The 19,457-nt window shown below is 68.4% G+C and carries 21 protein-coding genes; 8 read left to right on the forward strand and 13 right to left on the reverse strand.

What is annotated here, in order from left to right:
- Window positions 1-5 precede the first annotated feature (5 nt).
- Window positions 6-749, reverse strand: coding sequence for an NUDIX hydrolase (locus tag ACWIBS_RS02715; protein ID WP_376125520.1), 744 nt, complete (start codon window positions 747-749; stop codon window positions 6-8).
- Window positions 750-953: 204 nt separating this feature from the next.
- On the opposite strand from ACWIBS_RS02715, the gene ACWIBS_RS02720 reads away from it, so the two are divergent.
- Window positions 954-1,928, forward strand: coding sequence for an aggregation-promoting factor C-terminal-like domain-containing protein (locus tag ACWIBS_RS02720; RefSeq protein ID WP_376125517.1), 975 nt, complete (start codon window positions 954-956; stop codon window positions 1,926-1,928).
- A gap of 8 nt (window positions 1,929-1,936) precedes the next feature.
- Here ACWIBS_RS02720 and ACWIBS_RS02725 read toward each other — a convergent pair whose 3' ends face one another.
- From ACWIBS_RS02725 to ACWIBS_RS02740, 4 genes are all read right to left on the reverse strand, one after another.
- Window positions 1,937-2,410, reverse strand: a complete 474-nt coding sequence (locus tag ACWIBS_RS02725; RefSeq protein ID WP_376125514.1) for a hypothetical protein — start codon at window positions 2,408-2,410, stop codon at window positions 1,937-1,939.
- A 93-nt stretch (window positions 2,411-2,503) separates the two neighbouring features.
- Window positions 2,504-2,887 (reverse strand): PPOX class F420-dependent oxidoreductase, encoded by a 384-nt coding sequence (locus ACWIBS_RS02730; RefSeq protein WP_376125512.1) that lies wholly within the window; start codon window positions 2,885-2,887, stop codon window positions 2,504-2,506.
- 38 nt (window positions 2,888-2,925) lie between these two features.
- The gene (locus ACWIBS_RS02735; protein ID WP_376125509.1) at window positions 2,926-3,330 is read right to left on the reverse strand and encodes a DUF3054 domain-containing protein; all 405 of its coding nucleotides are present in this window, start codon (window positions 3,328-3,330) and stop codon (window positions 2,926-2,928) included.
- A gap of 173 nt (window positions 3,331-3,503) precedes the next feature.
- The gene (locus tag ACWIBS_RS02740; protein ID WP_376125506.1) at window positions 3,504-4,859 is read right to left on the reverse strand and encodes a serine hydrolase; all 1,356 of its coding nucleotides are present in this window, start codon (window positions 4,857-4,859) and stop codon (window positions 3,504-3,506) included.
- Between the two features lie 92 nt (window positions 4,860-4,951).
- Here ACWIBS_RS02740 and msrA point away from each other — a divergent pair, with 92 nt between their 5' ends.
- Entirely contained in the window at window positions 4,952-5,494 is a 543-nt protein-coding gene (msrA, locus tag ACWIBS_RS02745; protein WP_376125503.1) for a peptide-methionine (S)-S-oxide reductase MsrA, read from the forward strand.
- Window positions 5,495-5,563: 69 nt separating this feature from the next.
- Here the strand turns inward: msrA and ACWIBS_RS02750 are convergent, their stop codons facing one another.
- On the reverse strand, window positions 5,564-7,021 hold the full coding sequence (locus ACWIBS_RS02750; RefSeq protein ID WP_376125502.1) for an aldehyde dehydrogenase family protein: 1,458 nt from the start codon (window positions 7,019-7,021) through the stop codon (window positions 5,564-5,566).
- Between the two features lie 117 nt (window positions 7,022-7,138).
- Between ACWIBS_RS02750 and ACWIBS_RS02755 the strand changes: the two genes are divergently transcribed.
- Genes ACWIBS_RS02755 through ACWIBS_RS02775 form a run of 5 tightly spaced genes read left to right on the forward strand, consistent with a single transcriptional unit; the run spans window position 7,139 to window position 12,563 of the window.
- Window positions 7,139-7,918: an SDR family NAD(P)-dependent oxidoreductase gene (locus tag ACWIBS_RS02755; protein ID WP_376125499.1), complete on the forward strand. Its 780-nt coding sequence runs from the start codon at window positions 7,139-7,141 to the stop codon at window positions 7,916-7,918.
- Complete coding sequence (locus tag ACWIBS_RS02760) at window positions 7,915-9,426, forward strand: sugar ABC transporter ATP-binding protein (RefSeq protein ID WP_376125496.1); 1,512 nt, start codon at window positions 7,915-7,917, stop codon at window positions 9,424-9,426. The genes ACWIBS_RS02755 and ACWIBS_RS02760 overlap by 4 nt, the downstream gene beginning before the upstream one ends.
- A complete protein-coding gene (locus ACWIBS_RS02765) occupies window positions 9,423-10,403 on the forward strand; it encodes an ABC transporter permease (RefSeq protein WP_376125493.1) in 981 nt (326 codons plus the stop codon). Before ACWIBS_RS02760 ends, ACWIBS_RS02765 begins: the two co-directional genes overlap by 4 nt.
- Window positions 10,404-10,435: 32 nt before the next feature.
- Entirely contained in the window at window positions 10,436-11,461 is a 1,026-nt protein-coding gene (locus tag ACWIBS_RS02770) for a sugar ABC transporter substrate-binding protein (protein ID WP_376125490.1), read from the forward strand.
- Window positions 11,462-11,477: 16 nt separating this feature from the next.
- A complete protein-coding gene (locus tag ACWIBS_RS02775) occupies window positions 11,478-12,563 on the forward strand; it encodes a Zn-dependent alcohol dehydrogenase (RefSeq protein WP_376125487.1) in 1,086 nt (361 codons plus the stop codon).
- 55 nt (window positions 12,564-12,618) lie between these two features.
- On the opposite strand, the gene ACWIBS_RS02780 is transcribed toward ACWIBS_RS02775, so the two are convergent.
- Window positions 12,619-13,392 carry an IclR family transcriptional regulator gene (locus tag ACWIBS_RS02780; protein ID WP_376125485.1) on the reverse strand — a complete coding sequence of 258 codons (774 nt, stop codon included), beginning with the start codon at window positions 13,390-13,392 and terminating at the stop codon, window positions 12,619-12,621.
- Between the two features lie 57 nt (window positions 13,393-13,449).
- Window positions 13,450-14,340, reverse strand: a complete 891-nt coding sequence (prpB, locus tag ACWIBS_RS02785) for a methylisocitrate lyase (protein WP_376125483.1) — start codon at window positions 14,338-14,340, stop codon at window positions 13,450-13,452.
- A 56-nt stretch (window positions 14,341-14,396) separates the two neighbouring features.
- On the opposite strand from prpB, the gene ACWIBS_RS02790 reads away from it, so the two are divergent.
- A complete protein-coding gene (locus tag ACWIBS_RS02790) occupies window positions 14,397-15,188 on the forward strand; it encodes an IclR family transcriptional regulator (protein ID WP_376125480.1) in 792 nt (263 codons plus the stop codon).
- Window positions 15,189-15,212: 24 nt separating this feature from the next.
- On the opposite strand, the gene ACWIBS_RS02795 is transcribed toward ACWIBS_RS02790, so the two are convergent.
- From ACWIBS_RS02795 to ACWIBS_RS02815, 5 genes are read right to left on the reverse strand one after another with little or no spacing between them, the layout of a single operon-like run.
- Entirely contained in the window at window positions 15,213-15,914 is a 702-nt protein-coding gene (locus ACWIBS_RS02795; RefSeq protein WP_376125477.1) for an SDR family NAD(P)-dependent oxidoreductase, read from the reverse strand.
- A complete protein-coding gene (locus ACWIBS_RS02800; protein ID WP_376125474.1) occupies window positions 15,911-16,543 on the reverse strand; it encodes an isochorismatase family protein in 633 nt (210 codons plus the stop codon). The genes ACWIBS_RS02795 and ACWIBS_RS02800 overlap by 4 nt, the downstream gene beginning before the upstream one ends.
- Complete coding sequence (locus tag ACWIBS_RS02805) at window positions 16,540-16,851, reverse strand: Dabb family protein (RefSeq protein ID WP_376125472.1); 312 nt, start codon at window positions 16,849-16,851, stop codon at window positions 16,540-16,542. The genes ACWIBS_RS02800 and ACWIBS_RS02805 overlap by 4 nt, the downstream gene beginning before the upstream one ends.
- 19 nt (window positions 16,852-16,870) lie before the next feature.
- A complete protein-coding gene (locus ACWIBS_RS02810; protein WP_376125471.1) occupies window positions 16,871-17,617 on the reverse strand; it encodes a maleate cis-trans isomerase family protein in 747 nt (248 codons plus the stop codon).
- 42 nt (window positions 17,618-17,659) lie between these two features.
- On the reverse strand, window positions 17,660-19,444 hold the full coding sequence (locus ACWIBS_RS02815) for an FAD-dependent monooxygenase (protein ID WP_376125468.1): 1,785 nt from the start codon (window positions 19,442-19,444) through the stop codon (window positions 17,660-17,662).
- Window positions 19,445-19,457 lie beyond the last annotated feature (13 nt).

The following is a 19,457-nucleotide window of genomic DNA, read 5'->3' on the forward strand; positions in this document are numbered from 1 at the left end:
ACGGGTCAGCGCCCGTTGTCGTCGCCGAGAGGCGGAAGAGGCAGTTCGCGGGCGGCATCCCAGGGCTCTGTCCACCCGAGCCTGTCGAACAATCCGTCCAGCAGCGCTCCCGTGAAGCCCCAGACCAGATGAGCGCCGGGCCGATCGGCGCGCGGCACGAGGAACCCGGGGCTGCGGAACCGCTGCTCACCCCGCGTGACCACGATCGACCCGCGATTCGCGGGGTCGAGGAGATCCGCGACGGGAGCGCGGAAGACGTCGGCGGATTCCCGCTCATCGACCACGCGGACCGCGCTGGGATGCCGCCACCAGCCCAGGACAGGCGTGACGAGATGACGCGAGAAGGTGAGCGGCACCGCCTCCAGCGTGCCGAGCACGTCGACGCCGTCGGGATCGAGCCCGGTCTCCTCCTGTGCTTCGCGCAGGGCCGCGCCGACCGGCCCGTCGTCGTGCGGATCGAGGCGCCCACCGGGGAACGCGATCTGACCGGGGTGAGCGCGCAGCGTCTCGGCGCGCGCGAGCAGCAGCACGTCGAGATCGCGGCTGACCGCCGACGCCTGCGCATCGTGATCGCTCGGAAGATCGTCGAGCACGCCGAAGAGGATGAGCACCGCCGCCGATCGGGCGTCCCGCAGTACAGGCTCGTCCGCGAAGGCGGTGAATCCTGACCCGCCACGCCCCGTCGCGACCGCGTCGGCCAGCGCTGCGAGCTGCATCCGCGCGCTCTGCGGATCGAGGTCGGTGGGCATCGATCCAGGCTATCGCCGTCCGGTGACGCCGCGGCGGACAGCCGCTTGCCGACGCTGCGCGAAGCTCCCGGCATCCATGTAACGCTCAGGTAACGCACCCGAATCGTCCAGAAACGGGGAGCAGACTCGCTGACTTGTGCCTGCGGAGACGGGCACCACGCGTCTGCCCGATGGCGCGAATACCCCGATACGGAACCAGAATTCATGCGCTCGAACACGTCTTTCTCTCCTGCCCGCCGCCTGCGCCGCCTCGCCGAACAGCGAGCGCGCCGCCGCCCCACCGTCATCGCCGCGACACTCGCCCTGGGCCTGGTCGCCACCGCGAGCATGACCGCCGCGAGTCCCGTGGCACAGGCCGAAGCCGCGGGACCCTTCGGGAGCTTCGTGCTCGCGTCAGCGGTCACTCCGCTCCACGACGCGACGACGACCGACGACACCCACGGCGACGTGCTGACCGAGGCGAACGACGCCCTCGCCGCCGCTGAGGCGACGATCGCCGCGGCTGAGACGGTGACCGCCGATATCGCCGCATCCGGTCTCGAGATCGATGCCCCCGTCACCGTCGTCGACACGACCGAGCTCGTCGAGGCCGTCGAGCGCCTCGACGCCGGCACCGAGGCGAGCGCGGTCGTGTTCCTGCCGACCGTGACCGACGAAGTGACCACGCTCATCGACCCCATCGAGGCCGAGGTCGCAGCGCTGCGCGGCAGCCTCGACGCCGCCATCGCGCTGAAGGCCGAGCAGGAGGCCGCCGAGCAGGCCCGCCTCGAAGCCGAAGCCGCAGCCGCGGCGGCGGCCGCTGCTGCTGCCGCTCCCGCCCGGCCCGCGGCATCCGCCCCCGTCTTCGCGACCGGCGGTGCCGTCGGCGACAACAGCCCGGCCGGCGCGCAGGCATCCGCGCGGGCGATGCTCGGCAACTACGGCTGGGGCGACGACCAGTTCGGATGCCTCGTCTCGCTGTGGAACAAGGAGTCGGGCTGGAACTACCAGGCCTACAACGCCTCGAGCGGTGCCACCGGCATCCCCCAGGCGCTCCCCGGCAGCAAGATGGCCAGCGCCGGTGCCGACTGGCAGACCAACGCCAGCACGCAGGTCGCGTGGGGCCTCGGGTACATCGCGGGGCGCTACGGCTCGCCGTGCAACGCGTGGGGCCATTCGCAGTCGGTCGGCTGGTACTGAGTCAGCGCTCACACCGCGATCGCCGCTTCACCGAGGTAGTCGTCGGGGGTCAGAATCCGCACACCGTCGTCGTGCAGACGGAACTGCCCGCGCAGCGGCACCTCGGCGTGGCGACACGCGTCTGACATGGCACGTGCCCATCTGAGCTCGTCGGAGCCGAACTCGGGCGGACCGGGCCGCTCCCAGACGAGCACGACGCTCGCGGCATCCGTCCACGTGCAGAGATCCCCCAGGTGCGCCGCGAGGACGCTCGCGTTCGTGACATGCCCGAGATCGGGTACTCGGACGATCTCGTCGGGGTCCTGCGGGTAGTCGTCGCACGGCATGATCGAGTCGGTCAATCGATCGCCCGCGTCGAGGAACAGCAGCCACAGCTGCCGTGGATTGATCGCCCGCTCGAGCAGCAGGCCGAGTTGATCGGTGAGGGCTTCGTCGCTCGTGAGGATCCGGTTGCGGTCGAGGTCTCGTCTGGTCGGTGTCATGCGTCCACCCTGACGGCGCCCCAGCGCCCCGCGACGTGCAGATCCCGGTCGGTGGAGAACGTCGGCGATCGCCCCGCCTGGGGAGGAAGCTCGCTACGAGATGACGAGCGCGACCGACGCGCTCTGCGCGCGACGGAGCTTCTGCGCCGCACGGAGCATCTTGTATTTCACGCCGTACTTGGCCGCGAGCGCGCGATCGAGACGACCCAGTGTCGCCGCGTCATCCCGCACGACGGCGGTCGCTTCGACGGAGTCCGCGTCGTCGGCGGGATTGCCGCGCGCATCGCACGGGGTCAGGGTGACACGCGGAGTGTGCCGGAGGCGCTTGACCTTGCCGGAACCGCCTCCGGTCGTGACGAGCAGCTCATCGCCGTCGCGGACGATCCACACGGGGGTGCCCACCGGCACGCCGGTCTTGCGGTAGGTCGTGAGCAAGACGTACTCGTGATCGGCGATCGGACTCGAAGGTTCGGGCATCCGTCCATTGTCGCCCGGTCAGCGCGGGGCGCCGACCCTCAGCGCGCGCGGGTCACGAGTCCGGCGATGAGCCGCCAGCCGACGAGCATGACCAGAAGCACGGATGCCGCGACGATGACGAATGCGAACTGCGTGCCCTGACCGCTCAGGATCCGAAGCAGCATGGCGCCCGCGACCGTGATGGCCCACACCGGCAGCCCCGTGCGCACCGGCGCCATCGGTGCTCGCCACGCCAGGCTCACGCCCCAGGCGATCACGAGGGCGAGGAGAAACGTCCACGCGGTGTCCCACAGACCGATGAGCGGATGGTCGTCGTGGCTCGCGCGCCCGATCGCCGCGAAGATCGTGACGAGTACGGCGTCGATCAGGAACGACAGGATGAGCGGCTTCGCGGGATAGCTCGGTGCCGCGTCGACGGCGCCGCCCGACTGGTTCGAGGTCACGGATCGAGGGTATCGCTCGTGCCTCGGGGCGACGTCGGGATGGCGTGGGAGTTCGCGCGCGTCGAAACCGCGCACGCGCACGTCAGCGGCATCCGCGACCGCAGGTTTCGTGCGCGCGAACGGCCAGGGCCGCCGGGCCTCGGGCCACCGGGCCGCCCGCCACCGGGCCGCGATCAGCCGGCGGCGAGCAGCGCGGCGGCGTCCTCGGCGATCGCGAAGAACGCCGTCGGGTCGGCGACGGCGGCCGGGTCGTCCGAGCGCGCGAACGCCGTCAGCACGACGGGTTCGGCGCCGTCGCGCTCGAGGTACCACGACCCGGCGAGCACGCCGATCGAGCTGCCGCCCTTGTAGCCGACGTACGACCACTCCTCGCCGAGGTCGAGCCCGGGATTGGCCGAGAGGATGCCGCGCACCGGCGCCCCGGCATCCGTCGATGCCCGCTCCTGCAGGGCGATGTGCGCCCGCGCGATGTCGTCGGGCGTCGCGAACCAGTCGACGCCCGACTGCCAGGCCGTCACCGCCCAGTCGCCGCTCGCGATGTCGGGCACGCCCGCGGGCACGTCGGCGAGGATCGCTTCGCGCTCGGCCGGGGTCGCGGCATCCGCCCACCGCTCGCGCAGCGACGGGTCTGCCCATCCGAGCCAGAAAAGCTCGCGCGTCGTCACGAAGGGCGTGTTGATCGCGGGGTCGTGGTGCCCCATCTCGGCGAGCGCCGCCTCGGCGGCCTCGCGGCCGACCGCACGGATGAGGGCGTCGGTCGCCGTGTTGTCGCTGATCGCGATCATCTTCTCGGCCGCTTCGAGCGCCGTCACAGTCGAGCCGTCGGGCAGATCCTGCAGCTCGCCGCTGGGCAGGCTCCGCACCTCGCCGTCGATCGTGAGCGGGGTCTCCCACGCGAGATCGCCGCGCTCGACGGCGTCGACGACCGCGCCGAGCACGTAGAGTTTGAAGATCGATCCGATCGGAGCGGCCGACGCATCGCCGATGAGCTCGTCGGGCGCGTCGGAGCCGACGGTCCGCACCTGCAGCGAGGCGTCGTACGGCAGGGCCTCGATCTCGGCGCGCAGTTCGTCCCAGCTCGCCGCGGGGACGCGGTCGGGCTGCGGCATCCCGAAGAAGAGCCCGTTCATGCGCCCGTCCGAGCCGACCGAGACGGTCATGTCGTACTCGGCCGCCGACGAGGCGATGCGCACGCGCGCCTGCTCGTCGCCGCCGTCGTACGTCTCGACGCGCCACGGCTTGGCGTCCTGCATCTGGCCGAGGATGGACCGCAGATCCTCGACGGAGACCTCCTCGAGCATGACGGGGTCGAAGCGCTCCTCGATCTCGGCCGCGTCGCTCACCGCGTCGGCGTTGATCTCGTCGAGCACCCACTGCGCCTGACTCCCCACGGCGGTGTCCGGGATCTCGAACGTCTCGGTCGGCGCGTCGGGCGTCACGGCGCACGCGGCGAGCGCGAGGGCGAGCACGGCAGCTGCGAAGCCGGCCGCCGCGCGGCGGATCGGTCGTTTGTCGGTGAAAGTGACCATCGTTCCAGCCTGCCTCATGTCGGGTCCGGCCCTCCTCCCCCCGTGGGCTGAGATACTGCTGGAGGACGCCCGCGCACCGCTCAGGAGAAGCCATGACCGACGACACCGGCACGATCACGCAGACCCCCGGCACCGAGACCGCCGTCCTCGCGGGCGGATGCTTCTGGGGCATGGAAGACCTCATCCGCCGGCAGCCCGGCGTGCTCGCGACGCGCGTCGGATACACGGGCGGCGAGAACGCCCACCCGACCTACCGCAACCACCCCGGGCACGCCGAGGCCATCGAGGTCGTCTTCGACCCGGCGCAGACGTCGTATCGCGACATCCTGGCGTTCTTCTTCCAGATCCACGACCCGTCGACGCTCAATCGCCAGGGCAACGACATCGGCACGAGCTACCGGTCCGCGATCTTCCCCGTGACGCCCGAGCAGGAGCAGGTCGCGCGCGACACGATCGCCGACGTCGACGCCTCGGGCCTCTGGCCGGGTGCCGTCGTCACGACGATCGAGCCGTCCGGCCCTTTCTGGGAGGCCGAGCCCGAGCACCAGGACTACCTGATCACGTACCCGAACGGGTACACCTGCCATTTCCCCCGCGCCGGGTGGGTGCTGCCCCGCCGCGACGTGCGCGCGTAGCGGGCTGCATCCGTCGGGCCGCATCGATATCCGTCGGGCCGCATCGATCAAACGCGGCCCGACGTGAGGCTACAGCTGGATCGACTTGATCTCGAGATACTCCTGGATGCCGTGGGCTCCGAGCTCGCGGCCGAGCCCGGACTGCTTGAAACCGCCGAAGGGTGCCTCACCACCGAGCTTGAACCCGTTGAGATCCACCTGTCCCGTGCGCATCCGCCGGGCGACGGAAAGCGAGCGGTCTTCGTCCGGTGAGAAGACTGCCCCGTGCAGACCAAAGATCGAGTCGTTCGCGATGCGCACGGCATCGTCATCACCGTCGTGCGCGATAAGGGCGACGACAGGACCGAATACCTCCTCCTGGGCGATCCGCATGCCGTTGTCGACACCAGAGAGGATCGTCGGCTGGACGAAGTATCCACGATCGATCCCGCGCGGCAGAGCGCGGCCGCCCGTCACCACGCGCGCTCCGTCGGCAATTGCGCCATCAATGTAGCTACGAACACGATCGCGTGCAGCGCTCGTGACGATCGGACCGAGTGTCGTCTCGGGGTCGAGCGGGTCGCCCACACGATGTGCGCCGACGATCTCGCGCAGGATCTCCTCGCTCTCGGCGAGACGTGAACGGGGTACCAGGAGGCGGGACCACGCGAAGCAGACCTGACCCGCGTTCGTGAAGGCCTGGTCGGTGGCGCGCTGCAGTGCGACCGACAGGTCGGCGTCATCCAGCACGATGGCGGCCGATTTTCCTCCCAGCTCGAGGTGGGCGCGCTTGATCGTCTGCGAGCCGAGTTCGAGAAGACGACGGCCGACGCCGGTAGAGCCCGTGAAGCTGATCATGTCCACGAGCGGGTGCGTCGCCAGAGGCTCGCCCGACTCGGGTCCGTAGCCCGTGATGAGGTTGATGACCCCCGGCGGCATCCCGATCTCTTCGGCGACCTCGGCGAGGTGGAACAGGGCGCCGGGCGCCGTCTCAGGCGGCTTCACCACCACGGTGCAGCCGGTTACGAGCGCAGGGCCGAGCTTGACCAGGGTCAGCAGCAGCGGGAAGTTCGACGGGCTGATCGCGGCGACGACTCCGACGGGCTCCTTGATGATGAGGGAGTCACCGAGGCGCTCCTCGAAGGCCATCGATTCGCCGAGGTCGGCGAAGATCTCGAAGAAATCGGCCGCACGCAGCGTCTGGTACCCCCGCGCTCCCGCGATGGGCATGCCCACCTCGAGGCTGATGAGGGGCGCAATGTCGTCGACGCGGGCGCGCAGGCCCGCGGCGAGCTTGCGCAGATAGGCGGCGCGCTCGCAGACCGGAAGCGCCGACCAGGCGGGGAACGCGGCATGTGCGGCGCGCACGGCTCGGTCCACGTCATCGGCGGTCCCCGCGGGGACGGTCTCGAGCACCTCTTCCGTGACCGAGCTGTAGATCGGGATGCTGCGCGAGGGGTCCGCCGGGGCGACCCACTCGCCGTTGATGAAGAATCGCTGCCGATCGATCGTCATGGCGGCCGCTCGCTTTCGTTTGTATATCGACATGTTCGGGTTCTTGACCCCGACACCTGAGCATCCCTATTCTCAAGTACTGCGAGCCCAGTCGCACATGATGCGAATGTAGTCGGATCGGGGGCCGCGGATCAAGAGGAGCGAACAACGATGTCCGAAGCATCCGTGCACCCTGCCACCCGCACGCTCGAGGGCAAGACGGTCGTCGTCACCGGCGCGAGCCGCGGACTCGGTCGAGCGATGGCCCGGGCAACCGCCCTCGCCGGTGCGGCCGTCGTCGTCACCGGCCGCGACCTCGCCGCTCTGGATGAGACGGTGCAGCTGATCGGCGCCGACGGCGTGGGCACCGCGCTCCCCTACGCGTTGGACGTCACCGACGCCCCGGCGGTGGAGAGCACCGCTGCAGCGATCTGGGAGGCGACCGGCGGCGTCGACGTCGTCTTCGCCAACGCCGGCATCTCACTCACCAAGCCCGCACGAGAGACCTCGATCGACGAGTTCGACCGAATCCTGAAGACGAACGTCAACGGCACCTTCTCGACGCTGCGGGCGTTCGGGTCGCGCATGCTCAACCAGGGCCACGGCAAGCTCGTCACGGTCGCTTCCGATATCGGCATCCGCGGCAGCGAGGGATGGGTCGCCTACTCGGCGAGCAAGGGTGCCGTCATCGCCATGACGAAAACCCTCGCGTGGGAGTGGGCACCGACTCTTACCGTCAACTCGATCGCGCCCGGCGCCTTCGCGACCGACATCAACTCACACCTGCTCTCGCTGCCCGAAGTCATGACCGCGATCGAGTCCACGACGCCCCTCGGTCGCGTCGGCCGGTCCGACGAGATCGGGCCGCTGACGGTGTTCCTTGCGAGTGCGGGGTCCGACTTCATGACCGGTCAGATCATCAGCATCGACGGCGGCATCCAGCGCTCATGACCGAGTCCGTCATCCGCGCCACAGGCGTCACGAAGATCTACCCGGGCGTCGTCGCACTGAAGGACGCGGCACTCGAGCTCTATCCGGGAGAGATCCATGCCGTCATGGGCGAGAACGGCTCGGGCAAGTCGACGTTCCTCTCCCTCATCGCCGGCTCGCAGGAGCCCACGGCCGGTGAACTCGTCGTCTTCGGCGAGGCACGGGCGACCCTGACCCCGAAAAAGGCCAAGGACCTGGGCATCGCGCTCGTCCAGCAGGAGCCCCAGCTCGCACCGGCACTCACCGTCGGTGAGAACATCATGCTCGGGCGCCTGCCCGGCAGGGGCGGGGTGAGCTGGCGGGCAGTGCATCGTCAGGCTCAGGCCCTGCTCGACGGCCTCGGCTTCGGCATCGACTCGAAGGCGCCCGTGAGCTCGCTCTCGACGGGGCGTCGCCAGCTCGTCGAAGTCGCCAAGGCCCTCGTCGTCACCCCCCGCGTGCTTCTTCTGGACGAGGCGACCAGCTCGCTGGATGAGGCCGACGTCATCCGCCTGGTGGCGGTGCTCGAGCGTCTTCGAGATGAAGGCGTCGCGATCGCCTTCATCTCGCACCGCATGAAAGAGGTGATGGAGATCGCCGACCGGGCGACCGTCCTGCGCGACGGCCGCTATGTCGGAGCGACCCTCATCGCCGACACGAACGAGCGCGCGCTCGTCGCCATGATGGTCGGTCGCGATCTGGCCGACTACTGGCACAAGGCCGAGGTCGATCCGGGCTCACCGGTCCTGGAGATCCAGGGACTCACGCGCGGACACCTGCGCGACATCGACCTCACGGTGCGCTCGGGCGAGGTCGTCGGCATCGCGGGTCTGGTCGGCAGCGGCCGCAGCGCCATCCTGCGCACGATCATGGGAACCCGAAAGGCCAAGCGCGGCGTCATCAAGCTCGATGGCACGCCGGTGCAGATCCGCAGTCCTCGCGACGCCCACCGACTCGGCATCGGCTACGTGCCCGAGGACCGAAAGGCCGAGGGCCTGGTGATGGGCTGGTCGATCCTGCGCAACGCCGCCCTCGCGCTCATGAACGAGCGCGGACCGCTCTCGTTCATCACCAAGCGCTTCGACCGCGAAGCCTACGAACAGGGTTCCCGGGGCCTGCGCATCAAGGCGAGCAGCCCCGAGCAGATCGTCTCCCAGCTGTCCGGCGGAAACCAGCAGAAGGTCGTCATCGCCCGCGAGCTCGCGACGAAACCGCGCGTGCTTCTGCTCGACGAGCCCACGCGGGGCGTCGACGTGGGCGCCAAGGAGGACATCTACGCCGAGATCGCTGAGCTGGTCTCGCAGGGCATGGGCCTGTTGGTCGTCTCGTCCGAGCTGCCCGAGCTCCTCGGTGTCTGCGACCGGATCTACGTCATGTTCCACGGGCGCATCGTCGCGGAGTTCTCTGCGGACGAGGCGACGGAAGAACTCATCGCCTATCAGGCAGCCGGGGCGCACGAAGTCGCCACCGCAGAAGGGACCCACCGATGACCGACACGCTGCCGATCATGAACGCCGCGCCGCGCCGTTCGCTGCAGTCCCTCGCCCTGCGCTACCTCGGTGTGGGCGCCGCACTCATCGTGCTCGTTCTCGTCCTCGCCGTGACGCAGGAGAACTTCCTGACCTACGGCAACATCCTGAACATCCTGCGCACGAACTCCGTGCTGTTCGTCATCGCGGTGGGCATGACCTTCGTCATCATCAGCGGCGGGCTCGACCTGTCGCTCGGATCGATGACGGCCCTCGGCGGCGTGATGCTCGCCATGATGCTCGTCTCAGGCATCGACCCGATCCTGGCGATCCTCCTCACGGTCATCGGATGCACGCTGCTCGGGACGGTGTTCAACGGTGTGCTGATCGCCTACGGGGGTTTCAACTTCTTCGTCGTCACGCTCGCCATGATGGAGCTGTTCCGCGGCGCGGCGCTCGTGCTGAGCAACGGCATCCCCGTCTCGACGATGCCCTACCCGATCGTGCAGATCATCGGCGACGGCACGATCAACGGGCTGTCCATCCCCGTGCTCATCGCCATCGCGGTCGGCATCGTCGCGTTCATCGTGATGCGCTGGACGCGCTTCGGGCGTTCGGTGTACGCCGTGGGTGGAAACGCCGCGGCAGCCCGGCTCGCGGGCGTGAACGTTCGCCGCATCCGTCTGACGGTGTATGCGATCGCCGCGCTGACCGCGGGCATCGCGGCGATCATGCTGGCCGGACGACTCACGTCGTCACAACCCGTGAGCGGCGCTCTCGGCCTCGAGCTCTCAGCAGCGGCAGCCGTGCTGCTCGGCGGCGCGAGCTTCTCAGGCGGCGCGGGCAACATCGGCGGCACCGCGATCGGCGTGCTCTTCCTCGGCGTCATCGCAAACGGCATCACTCTCGCCGGTGTGCCGTCGTACTGGCAGGGCATCGCGACGGGCATCATCCTCGTCCTCGCCATCGCGCTGGACCGCATCCGCAATCGCACGTGACTCAGCACTACCACCACGAACAAGGAGAATCCATGGCACGACTCACTCACCGTCGCTGGACGGTCACGGCGGCGATGACGCTCGCCGCAGGTATTGCTCTTGCCGGCTGCAGCGTCTCGTCGACGCCCGCCGGCGAAGGCACCACAGCACCAGGCGCCGACAGCGACGGAACCTACGTCGTCGGCATCTCGGGCGCCAACTACGCGATCGAAGGCGCGCGTGCACAATACGAGGCGCTCGCTGCCGGCCTCATCGAAGCGGGCATCGAGGTCAAATTCCTCGACGCCGCGCTGGACATCAACGCCCAGGTGTCGCAGGTCGACCAGTTCATCGACCAGGGCGTCGATGCGATCGTGCTCAACCTCGCTGGTGACCCCAACGCGATCCAGGGCTCTCTGCAGCGTGCAACCGACGCAGGCATCGACCTCTACTCGATCGGCGGCACCGGGAACGATGACGTCCTCGTGCAGGTCGATCTGCCTTCGACCGAGCTCGGCGAGCTGTCCGGTCACTACATGTGCGAACAGACCGGCGGCACCGGCGAGATCGCCCTCATCGAAGCCGTCGACATCCCCGTCCTCGCCGAGCGCTGGGACGCATTCCTCAACACGATCGAGGCGGAATGCCCGGATCTCGAGATCGTCGCGCGCGAGCGTGCGATCCCCGATGACGCGGCGACGGCGCGCCCGATCGCCGAAGACCTGCTGACGCGCTTCCCGAACCTCACCGCGATGTGGACCATGGGCGACGGCCCCGCACTCGGTGCCGGTCTCGCCGTACAGGCATCCGGTCGCGATGTCATCGTGACGGGCCTCAACGCCGAGAGCCAGGGCATCGACGGCATCCGCCAGGGCGCCATCCACGCGACGTGGGACCTCGAGCCCACCGAGATCGGCCTGCAGCTGGCGGATCGCATCATCGCGATCGTCGACGGCTCGTCGCCGCGTCCGACCCAGACCGAGGTCTTCACCGTGACAGACCTCGCCGAATGGACCACCGACAACGTCGATGACTGGGTCGCCTACGACGCCCGCGTGACGTTCCCCGGCATCAACTGATTCGAAGGAGTCACGCATGCGCGCACTCGTTCTGACCGAGGTCGGTCAGCCCCAGGAACTGGTCGACGACCTCGTCCTCGACCAGCCGCGGGACCACGAAGTCCTCGTCCGCACGAAGGCCTGCGGGGTCTGCCACAGCGACCTGCACTTCCGGCAGGGCACGTGGACCACCTTCCCGCTCCCCCTCGTGCTCGGACACGAGTGCGCCGGCATCGTCGAAGCCGTCGGGTCGCAGGTGACCTACCTGCGACCCGGCGACGCCGTCGTCGGCTGTCTCACGGCCTTCTGCGGTGAATGCTCGTACTGCCTCAGCGGGCGAATGTATCTCTGCGCACAGGGTGGGCTGAGCCGCGATAGCGGGGCGCCCCGCCTGTCGCGCAACGGTCAGCCGGTCTCGCAGTTCGTGAACCTCTCGGGCTTCAGCGAGATGATGCTCGTCCACGAGCGAGCGCTCGTCAAAGTCGATCCCGACATTCCCCTCGATGTCGCCGCGATCGTGGGTTGCGCCGTCACGACGGGCGTCGGGGCGGCCGTCAACACCGCGAAGGTCCGCCCCGGCGAGACCGTCGTCGTCGTCGGCTGCGGCGGCGTCGGACTCAATGTCGTCCAGGGTGCCCGAATCGCTGGCGCCGGCCGCATCATCGCGGTTGACCGCTCCCCGACCAAGGCCGAAGCCGCGCGAACGTTCGGGGCGACCGACGTCGTGGTTGCGGACGGCACCGAGGTCGACCAGGTCCTCGAGCTGACCTCTGGGGGCGTCGAGCACGCCTTCGAAGCAGTCGGGCGGCGGGTGACCGCAGAGGCTGCCTTCCGCATGCTCACGGTCGGCGGCACGGCGACAATCGTGGGCCTGCTTCCCGAAGGCGAGCAGATCTCGGTGTCCGGCGTCGACCTGACCTTCGGCCGTACTCTGCAGGGCTCGAACATGGGCTCCAACCGCTTCCGCGTTGACATCCCGCGCTACCTGCAGATGTACCGCGACGGACGCCTCCTGCTGGACGAGCTGATCACCGCTCGCATCTCTCTCGAGGAGGCCGACGACGCGCTAGTCGCCCTCGAAGCCGGAGACGGAATCACTCGTTCCGTCGTCGTCTTCGATTGACCCGAACAGTCGAAGCAACGGTCCGTCGCGCACTCGCGCGGCGGACCGTTCGTCATCAGCGTACGTGTGACCCGAAGGCGACGAGCTCGGAGATCTCACGGGCGCCATCACGCACCGCGGCGATGATCCGCTCGCGCTGGCGCGCGTCGAGCCGGTACATCGGTGCCGCGACACCGAGCGCGGCACCGGTCGCTCCGCCAATGGAGATCGCGGCGGCAACGCCCCAAATCCCATCGTCGATCTCGCCGAAGCTCTGGGTGTAGCCGTTGGCGACGACCTCGCGCAGCGCTTCCTCGGTCAGCTCGCCGGGGCGAGGCGCGTCGCCGAAGACGCTGTTCAGATAATCGGCGCGCTCGGCTGCCGGCATCGCAGCCAAGAGCACACGCGGCATCGACCCGAGATGGAGGGGCATGGCCTGGCCGATGTCGAACTGCATCCTCACCTGGTGTCGCGATTCCACGCGCTCGATCGAGAAGGCGTGGGTGCCTGCGCGGCGTGCAAGCAGGACGGTCTCGTCGACCTCGTCGCGGATGCGATTCATGATCGGCATCGCGATGTTCTCCATCGTCGAACGCGCCGCTTCGGCCGCGGCGGTAAACGCCTGCACGCGCATCGACATGCGGTACGAGCCGTTGCCGTCGTCGTCGAGGACCCCCACGTCGCGCAGCAGCGCGAGATAGCGGTACATCGTGGCGGCTGAGACGTCGATCCGGGAGGCGAGTTCGGGCGCAGACCACACCGGCCGCGAAGCAGTGAAGCAGAACAGCACGTCCAAGACCTTCCGCGCGCTGCCCGCGCCCGGGATCGCCTCGGCATTCGTCCGCGCCATGACTCCTCCGTCGGTGTGATGCGTGTTCTACGGTAGTGGCGGAATGCCGCCGCGCGCTCAGCGCGCGACGAACACCGCGTCGTCGAACGCGCGGTAGCGGTCGTAGCCGAGGAGGTCGTACAGCTCGTCCTTGGTCTGCATGTCGGGCAGAAGCTCGTGCTGCGACCCGTCGGCGAGGATCGCGTCGATACCGCGCAGCGCAGCGTTCATCGCGAGGCGCAGGAGCGTCACAGGGTAGATCGCGAGTTCGTAGCCGAGATCACGCACCTCGGCTTGAGCGAGCGGCGTGCCGCGGCCAAACTCGTTGAGATTGATCATGAGGGGCACATCGATCGCGCGCCGGAACGCGGCGTACTCGTCGGGGGTGCGCAGCGCCTCGGGGAAAATAACGTCCGCTCCGGCGTCGACGAACGCGCGCGCGCGGTCGATCACGGCATCGAGCCCCTGTACGGCGCGGGCATCGGTACGCGCGATGACGACGAAGTCAGGATCGCGCCGGGCATCCACGGCCGCGCGCACGCGACGCACCGCGACGTTGGAGTCGACGACGGCGATGCCCTCCGAGTGTCCGCACTGCTTGGGGTTGACCTGGTCTTCGATGTGGCACCCGGCGACGCCGGCCTCTTCGAGACTCTGGATGCTGCGCGCGGCATTGAGCGGTTCACCGAAGCCCGTGTCGGCGTCGATCAGAACGGGCACATCCACCATGCGCGCGATCTGGCGGCCGCGCTCAGCTACCTCGGTGATCGTCGTCAAGCCGAGATCGGGGAGGCCAAGATCCGCCGCGATCATGTGGCCGGAGACGTAGACCCCGGCCGCTCCGCGGCGCGCGATGAGCTGGGCAGACACAGCGCTGAAGGCGCCCGGCAGCACGGTGAGCTCCCCTGCGGTGAGCCGCCGCCGAAGCTGCCGTCGCTTCTCGGAGGGCGGTACGGCGGAGTAAAGCACGTGCAACCTCACACAATCTGGGAATCAGAATCCCAGCATATGCTAATCTCGCGCGCATGGCCCGTGCTCAGGACGCTACACCCCCCAGCGGACGCGTGCCTGGAGCAGAGAGCGGGCGTCGACTCCTCAGCGTCCTGTTGAGCTTCTCGGAGAGCCGTCCGCTGTGGACGGTCGCCCAGCTGGCCGAAACGCTCGGCATGGGCGCTTCGATGGTTTATCGCTACATCGGACTGCTGCGCGAAGTGGGGCTCGTGGACGCGGCGCCAGACAACAAATATCGCGTGACCGACCTGGCCGCATCGCTCGCGGCTGCCGCGACGGCGGGCCGTGCGCCGATCGGCGAGGTCGCCGTGCCGATCATCAGCCGCATCCGCGACGCGATCGATGAAACAGTCCTGATCGCACGTCGATCGGGATGGCGGGTATACACGGTCGACCGCGTCGAATCGCGTCGGCCGGTGCGCCTTCAGTTCGAACCTGGGCAGGCGATGACGCTGCACACCGGATCGCTGTCTCGCGTGCTCCTCGCTTCCATGCCCGCACACGAGCGTGCGAGCTACCTCGACCACCTCTCCGAGGAGGATCGTGACCGTCCGCTCCTACGCCCCGAAGCGCTGGATCGCGTGGCCGTGGACGGTTGGGCGGAGAGCTTCGAAGAGATCGATGAGGGCATCTGGGGCGTCGCCGCCCCCATCACCGCGCGAGGGGTCATGTACGGCGCCATCGGGTGCGCCGCGCCGCTTTTTCGCACCGACGGCGAGAAGCGCATGCTGATCCGAAAGCTCATCGTCGACGGTGCCACCGCCATCGCCGAGACCTTGGAATACCGACTGTCGCACGCCCCGTAGCGAGCGTGTCGCTGTCTCGGCGCGTCAGTGCATGACCGTGCCACCATCAACGACGAGCGTCTGGCCGGTCACGACACGAGCTGCCCGCGAGGCGAGAAAGCGTACGGCTTGGACGACGTCATCGATCTCGACGTCGACGGGCAGGGCACGCGTCGCACGGAACGCGGCCTGCTGCTCCGGCGTCCAGACGGCGCGATTGCGTGCCGTCGAGACCAGACCAGGCGCCACAGCGTTAACCCGCACGCCATCCGGACCCAGCGCCAGCGCCAACGACTTCGTCATCCCCAGTACCCCGGCCTTCGCGGCCGCGTAGTGGACCATGTCGGCGTGGCCTTTCATCGCGATCGCCGAAGACAGACTCACGACGGCACCCGAGGCGGCACGCAGCGCGTTTCGCAGGGTCCAAGTCACGCTGTACGCCGAGGTCAGATTGATTTCGACGTATCGGGCAAACTCGCCAGGAGTCAGCTCGTCCACGTGGGTGGGCGGCCAATAGCCGACGCCGTTCACGAGAACATCGAGACGCTCGATCTCGCCGAGCCGGGCGACCTCGTCGGCCTGTGACAGGTCGATGCGCCACGCGACACCGTCGACATCGGCGGCAGCCTCGACCACCGCATCCGCCACGTCGACCAGATGTACCGTCGTGTTCTCATCGGCGTAGCCCCGCGCCAGGGCACGCCCAATCTCCCCGGCGCCGCCGGTGATCAGCACAGTGCGCGTCACGTGCCGATTCCCATGATGGTGCGCGCCTCGGCCACCGAGACGACCTCGCCGATCTTGGCCTGGATGTCGAACAGGTTCGCTTCGTGTGGTCCTTCCAGCCTGTCCCCCACAGCATCCCGCACGACGATTGGGATGAAGCCCGACTGCATGGCGTCGGTCGCGGTCGCCCGCACGCACCCGCTCGTGGACAGACCGGTGATGACGAGGGTGTCCACCCCTATCGACGCGAGCGTAGCCGCGAGGTGAGTCCCCGCGAAGGCGCTCGGATACTGCTTGACGATCTCGATGTCGCCGTCCTGGGGTTCGAGACCCTCGATGTATGCCGAGAACGGGCTGTCCAGCGCGAACCATCTCGTCGCGGGGACCTTGCGAGCGAACACGCCGCCGTCGCGACGCGAATGATCATGCTCGACGCGCGTCACGAACGTCGGGATCCCGACGGTTCTGGCCTCGCGGAGCAGTGTCCGCATGACTTCGCAAGGCTGCTCGACACCCGCGTACAGCGGGCAGTCGGGGTCGATGTACGCCCGGGCGGGGTCGATCACCACGAGGGCGGGCCGGCTACCGGGCTGCAGGACACCCTGAAGCCCGGCACCGGCGTAGTCCTCGCGCGAGAGATCGCTGGTCACGCCCGCGCCTCGGCGAAGCCTGCCACCTGGACGAACGACTTGCTCTTCAGCACGGGGGCAATGGACTCCGCGATGACCGCCTTGTGGGCGGGGTGGGCGCCGTACGAGCGCCAGGCATCTTCAGAGTCGAACTCGAGCTGGAACAGCACGTCCGCATTTCCCTCGGTCAGCCCGAGGTCGATGCCGACCCGGACGGCGACCAGTCCGTCGATCAGACCGGCAAGACCGGTGAGTCCGTCGGAGATAGCCTGACGGTGCTCCGGTGTCGCATCATCCGCCAGCGTGAGCATCCCGATGTGGGTGAACATGTGCATCCTCTCTTCGGACTCAGTGCTCGGCGAGCAGCGAGCCGAACCCTTCGATCTTGTCGTCGATGCCGTTCGTCCGGTAAGCGTGCCATACCGTCGCAGTGTTGATCGCGATGACCGGCTTGCCCAACTCCGCCTCGAGTTCGGCAGCGAACTTCGCGCAGGCCATGTTGGTGCCCGCCTGAACGAGGACGTCGACGTCGTCACCGTCCACCTCGGCGAACGCGGCGCGCAGCTGTTCGGGCGTCACGTCGGCGATCGAGGTCGCCGAATCACACTTGAGGCCGTGCACGCCCGAGACCTCGTATCCGGTCTGCTCGAAGAACTCACGCACCTGCTGGTCGCCGATCGGCTGGTAGGGCGTGATCACACCGATCTTCTTGGCCCCATAGATCTTGAGCGCCTCGTCGACCGCCACAGCACCGGTCGTGACCCCGAGCCCGTCGGATAGCTCGGCCATGTGTGCGGCGAACTCCGCCGCTCCGTTCTTGCCACCCCAGAACGTCTCGGCGCTCATACCCATGACGAGGTAGTCCACCTTGGCGGTGATTACATCGCGAACGGCGCGGCCGATCTCGGTGCGCAGCCCCTCGAGGAAGGTCACGAACGAAGCGTCGTCGTTGAGTTCGGGTTCGGGAATGTAGATGCGCCCCGTGTGCCACGAGACCCCTTCCGTGCACATCCAGGCGAATTCCGCCTCGACGGTCGTGTTCGTCGAGGGGAGGATGAGGCCGAACTGGGCCCGAGGCGCCGTCAAACTGGTCATGCGTTGACTCCTGATTCTCTATATATCTCTAGGCGGACGTGCTCAGACGAGAGCCGGTTCGACTCCGGCGAGCACGAGACCGACTCCGACGAGGTACAGCTCGTCGAGCGAGGCCAGGTCCGTGCGACGAGCGACGGCCAGCGGCACCTCGGGGAGCGCGCGGTGCACGCGCTCGAGCGCGCCGGTCTCGGATACCGGCATCACGAGTACATCGGCGCCGGCGGCGATGTACGCCCGCCCTCGACGGATGATCTCCTGCTCGTCGGCAGCGGCGATCGCCGCGAAAACGAGCACGTCGCGTCGGGCGGCCACGGCATCTGCCACGGCTGCGGCGACGGTAGCGGCTTCCTCGGATGCCGTTTCCGCGATGTAGACCGCCGCGATCCCCGAACGCTCGAAGGCTTCGACCGCGGCAGCGGTCCCCGCCCGGTCGGCGGCTTCGACGATCACCGGGACCGTCGCGGAATCAGCCAGGGCGACCAGGCCATCGAGCGAGGTGGGTGCGTCACCGCCCGTCACGAGCCGCACGCGGTCGGCATCGAGCGTCGTGTCGCGGAGCAGGTCAGACAGCTGTGCACCGGCCGGCGTCTGGCAGCCTGACAGCAACGGCGTAAGTCCGCGGCGCATGCGGCGGCGGGAAACCTCGAAGGAGTTCAGCATTGAGGTGCCGCGCAGGTAGGTGCGCAGCCGCACCGGGTCGGCGGCGATCTCGGCCATCTCGGCGCGGCGTCCCTGACGCGCGGTGTCGTCTTGCTCGCGCATCTCGTCGTAGTTTCGCTGCGTGTTCTTCTGCACATCGACGGCGGCCGCGTCGCGTCGGACCTTCGCGTAGGTCTGCACCGCGCGCTCGGGGTCACCTCCGGCCAGCGCGTAGTTCACGGCCTGCACAGCAGCGTGTGCATCGTGAATGCCGCTGTTCATACCCATCCCGCCGAGGGGGTTGTTGATGTGCGCGGCGTCGCCCGCCAGCAGCACGCGGCCCTGCGCGAAGACGCGGGCAAGACGCTGATGCACGCGATAGATCGTGCTGTGCAGCACAGGGTACGGCTCATCGAGGGCGATCACACCCTGCAGACGCTCTTCGATGCGCTGGGGATCGCGAGCCTGTTCGTCTGTCTCGTCATCCTGGATGGGGAAGAGCACGCGCCAGTGCTCGGGCGTGCGCAACAGCACTCCCCAGTCATCGGGATCGTAGACGTAGCTCACGTATGCGAGGTCATCGAAGTCGTCGACGAAGTCGTGGGTCGTCGAAGCGACGAGGAAGCGTTCGGGGTAGGTGACCCCCTCGAACGCGATCCCCAGCGAACGGCGGGCGGCAGAGTTGGCGCCGTCTGCCGCGATCAGCCAGTCGGCGCGGTAGGAGGGGTCGAACTGGTCACCCTCGAGGTAGATCAGCGCGGCGTCGGTGCCGTGTTCTACGCGGTCGATGCGCGCGCCGAAGCGGAGCGTCACATTAGGCATCTGCTCGAGGTGCCGACGGATGATGCGGGTGAGCTTGCTCTGCTCGCACTGCACTCGGAACGGGAAACGTGTGTCGCCCGCGAGCGCGGACATGTCCAGGTGTGCGATGAGCTCACGGCTGTGGCCCCGGTACTGGAAGCCCGGCGCACGCAGGCCGACCTCAAGCAGCTCATCGACGACGCCAAGGTCATCCAGGATCTCCAGGCTCGGCGGGTGGAACGTCGAGGCACGAGACTCTGTTGCGAGGTCATCGCCGGCCTCGAGGACAGTCACCTGGTGGCCCTGGCGCGACAGGCTCAGGGCTGCCGTCATGCCGACCGGCCCCATGCCGGCGACGACGATGGTGGGCGAGGAAGAAGTGGTCACGCGAAATACCTTT

It is taken from the genome of Microbacterium sp. NPDC055442 (assembly GCF_053644215.1).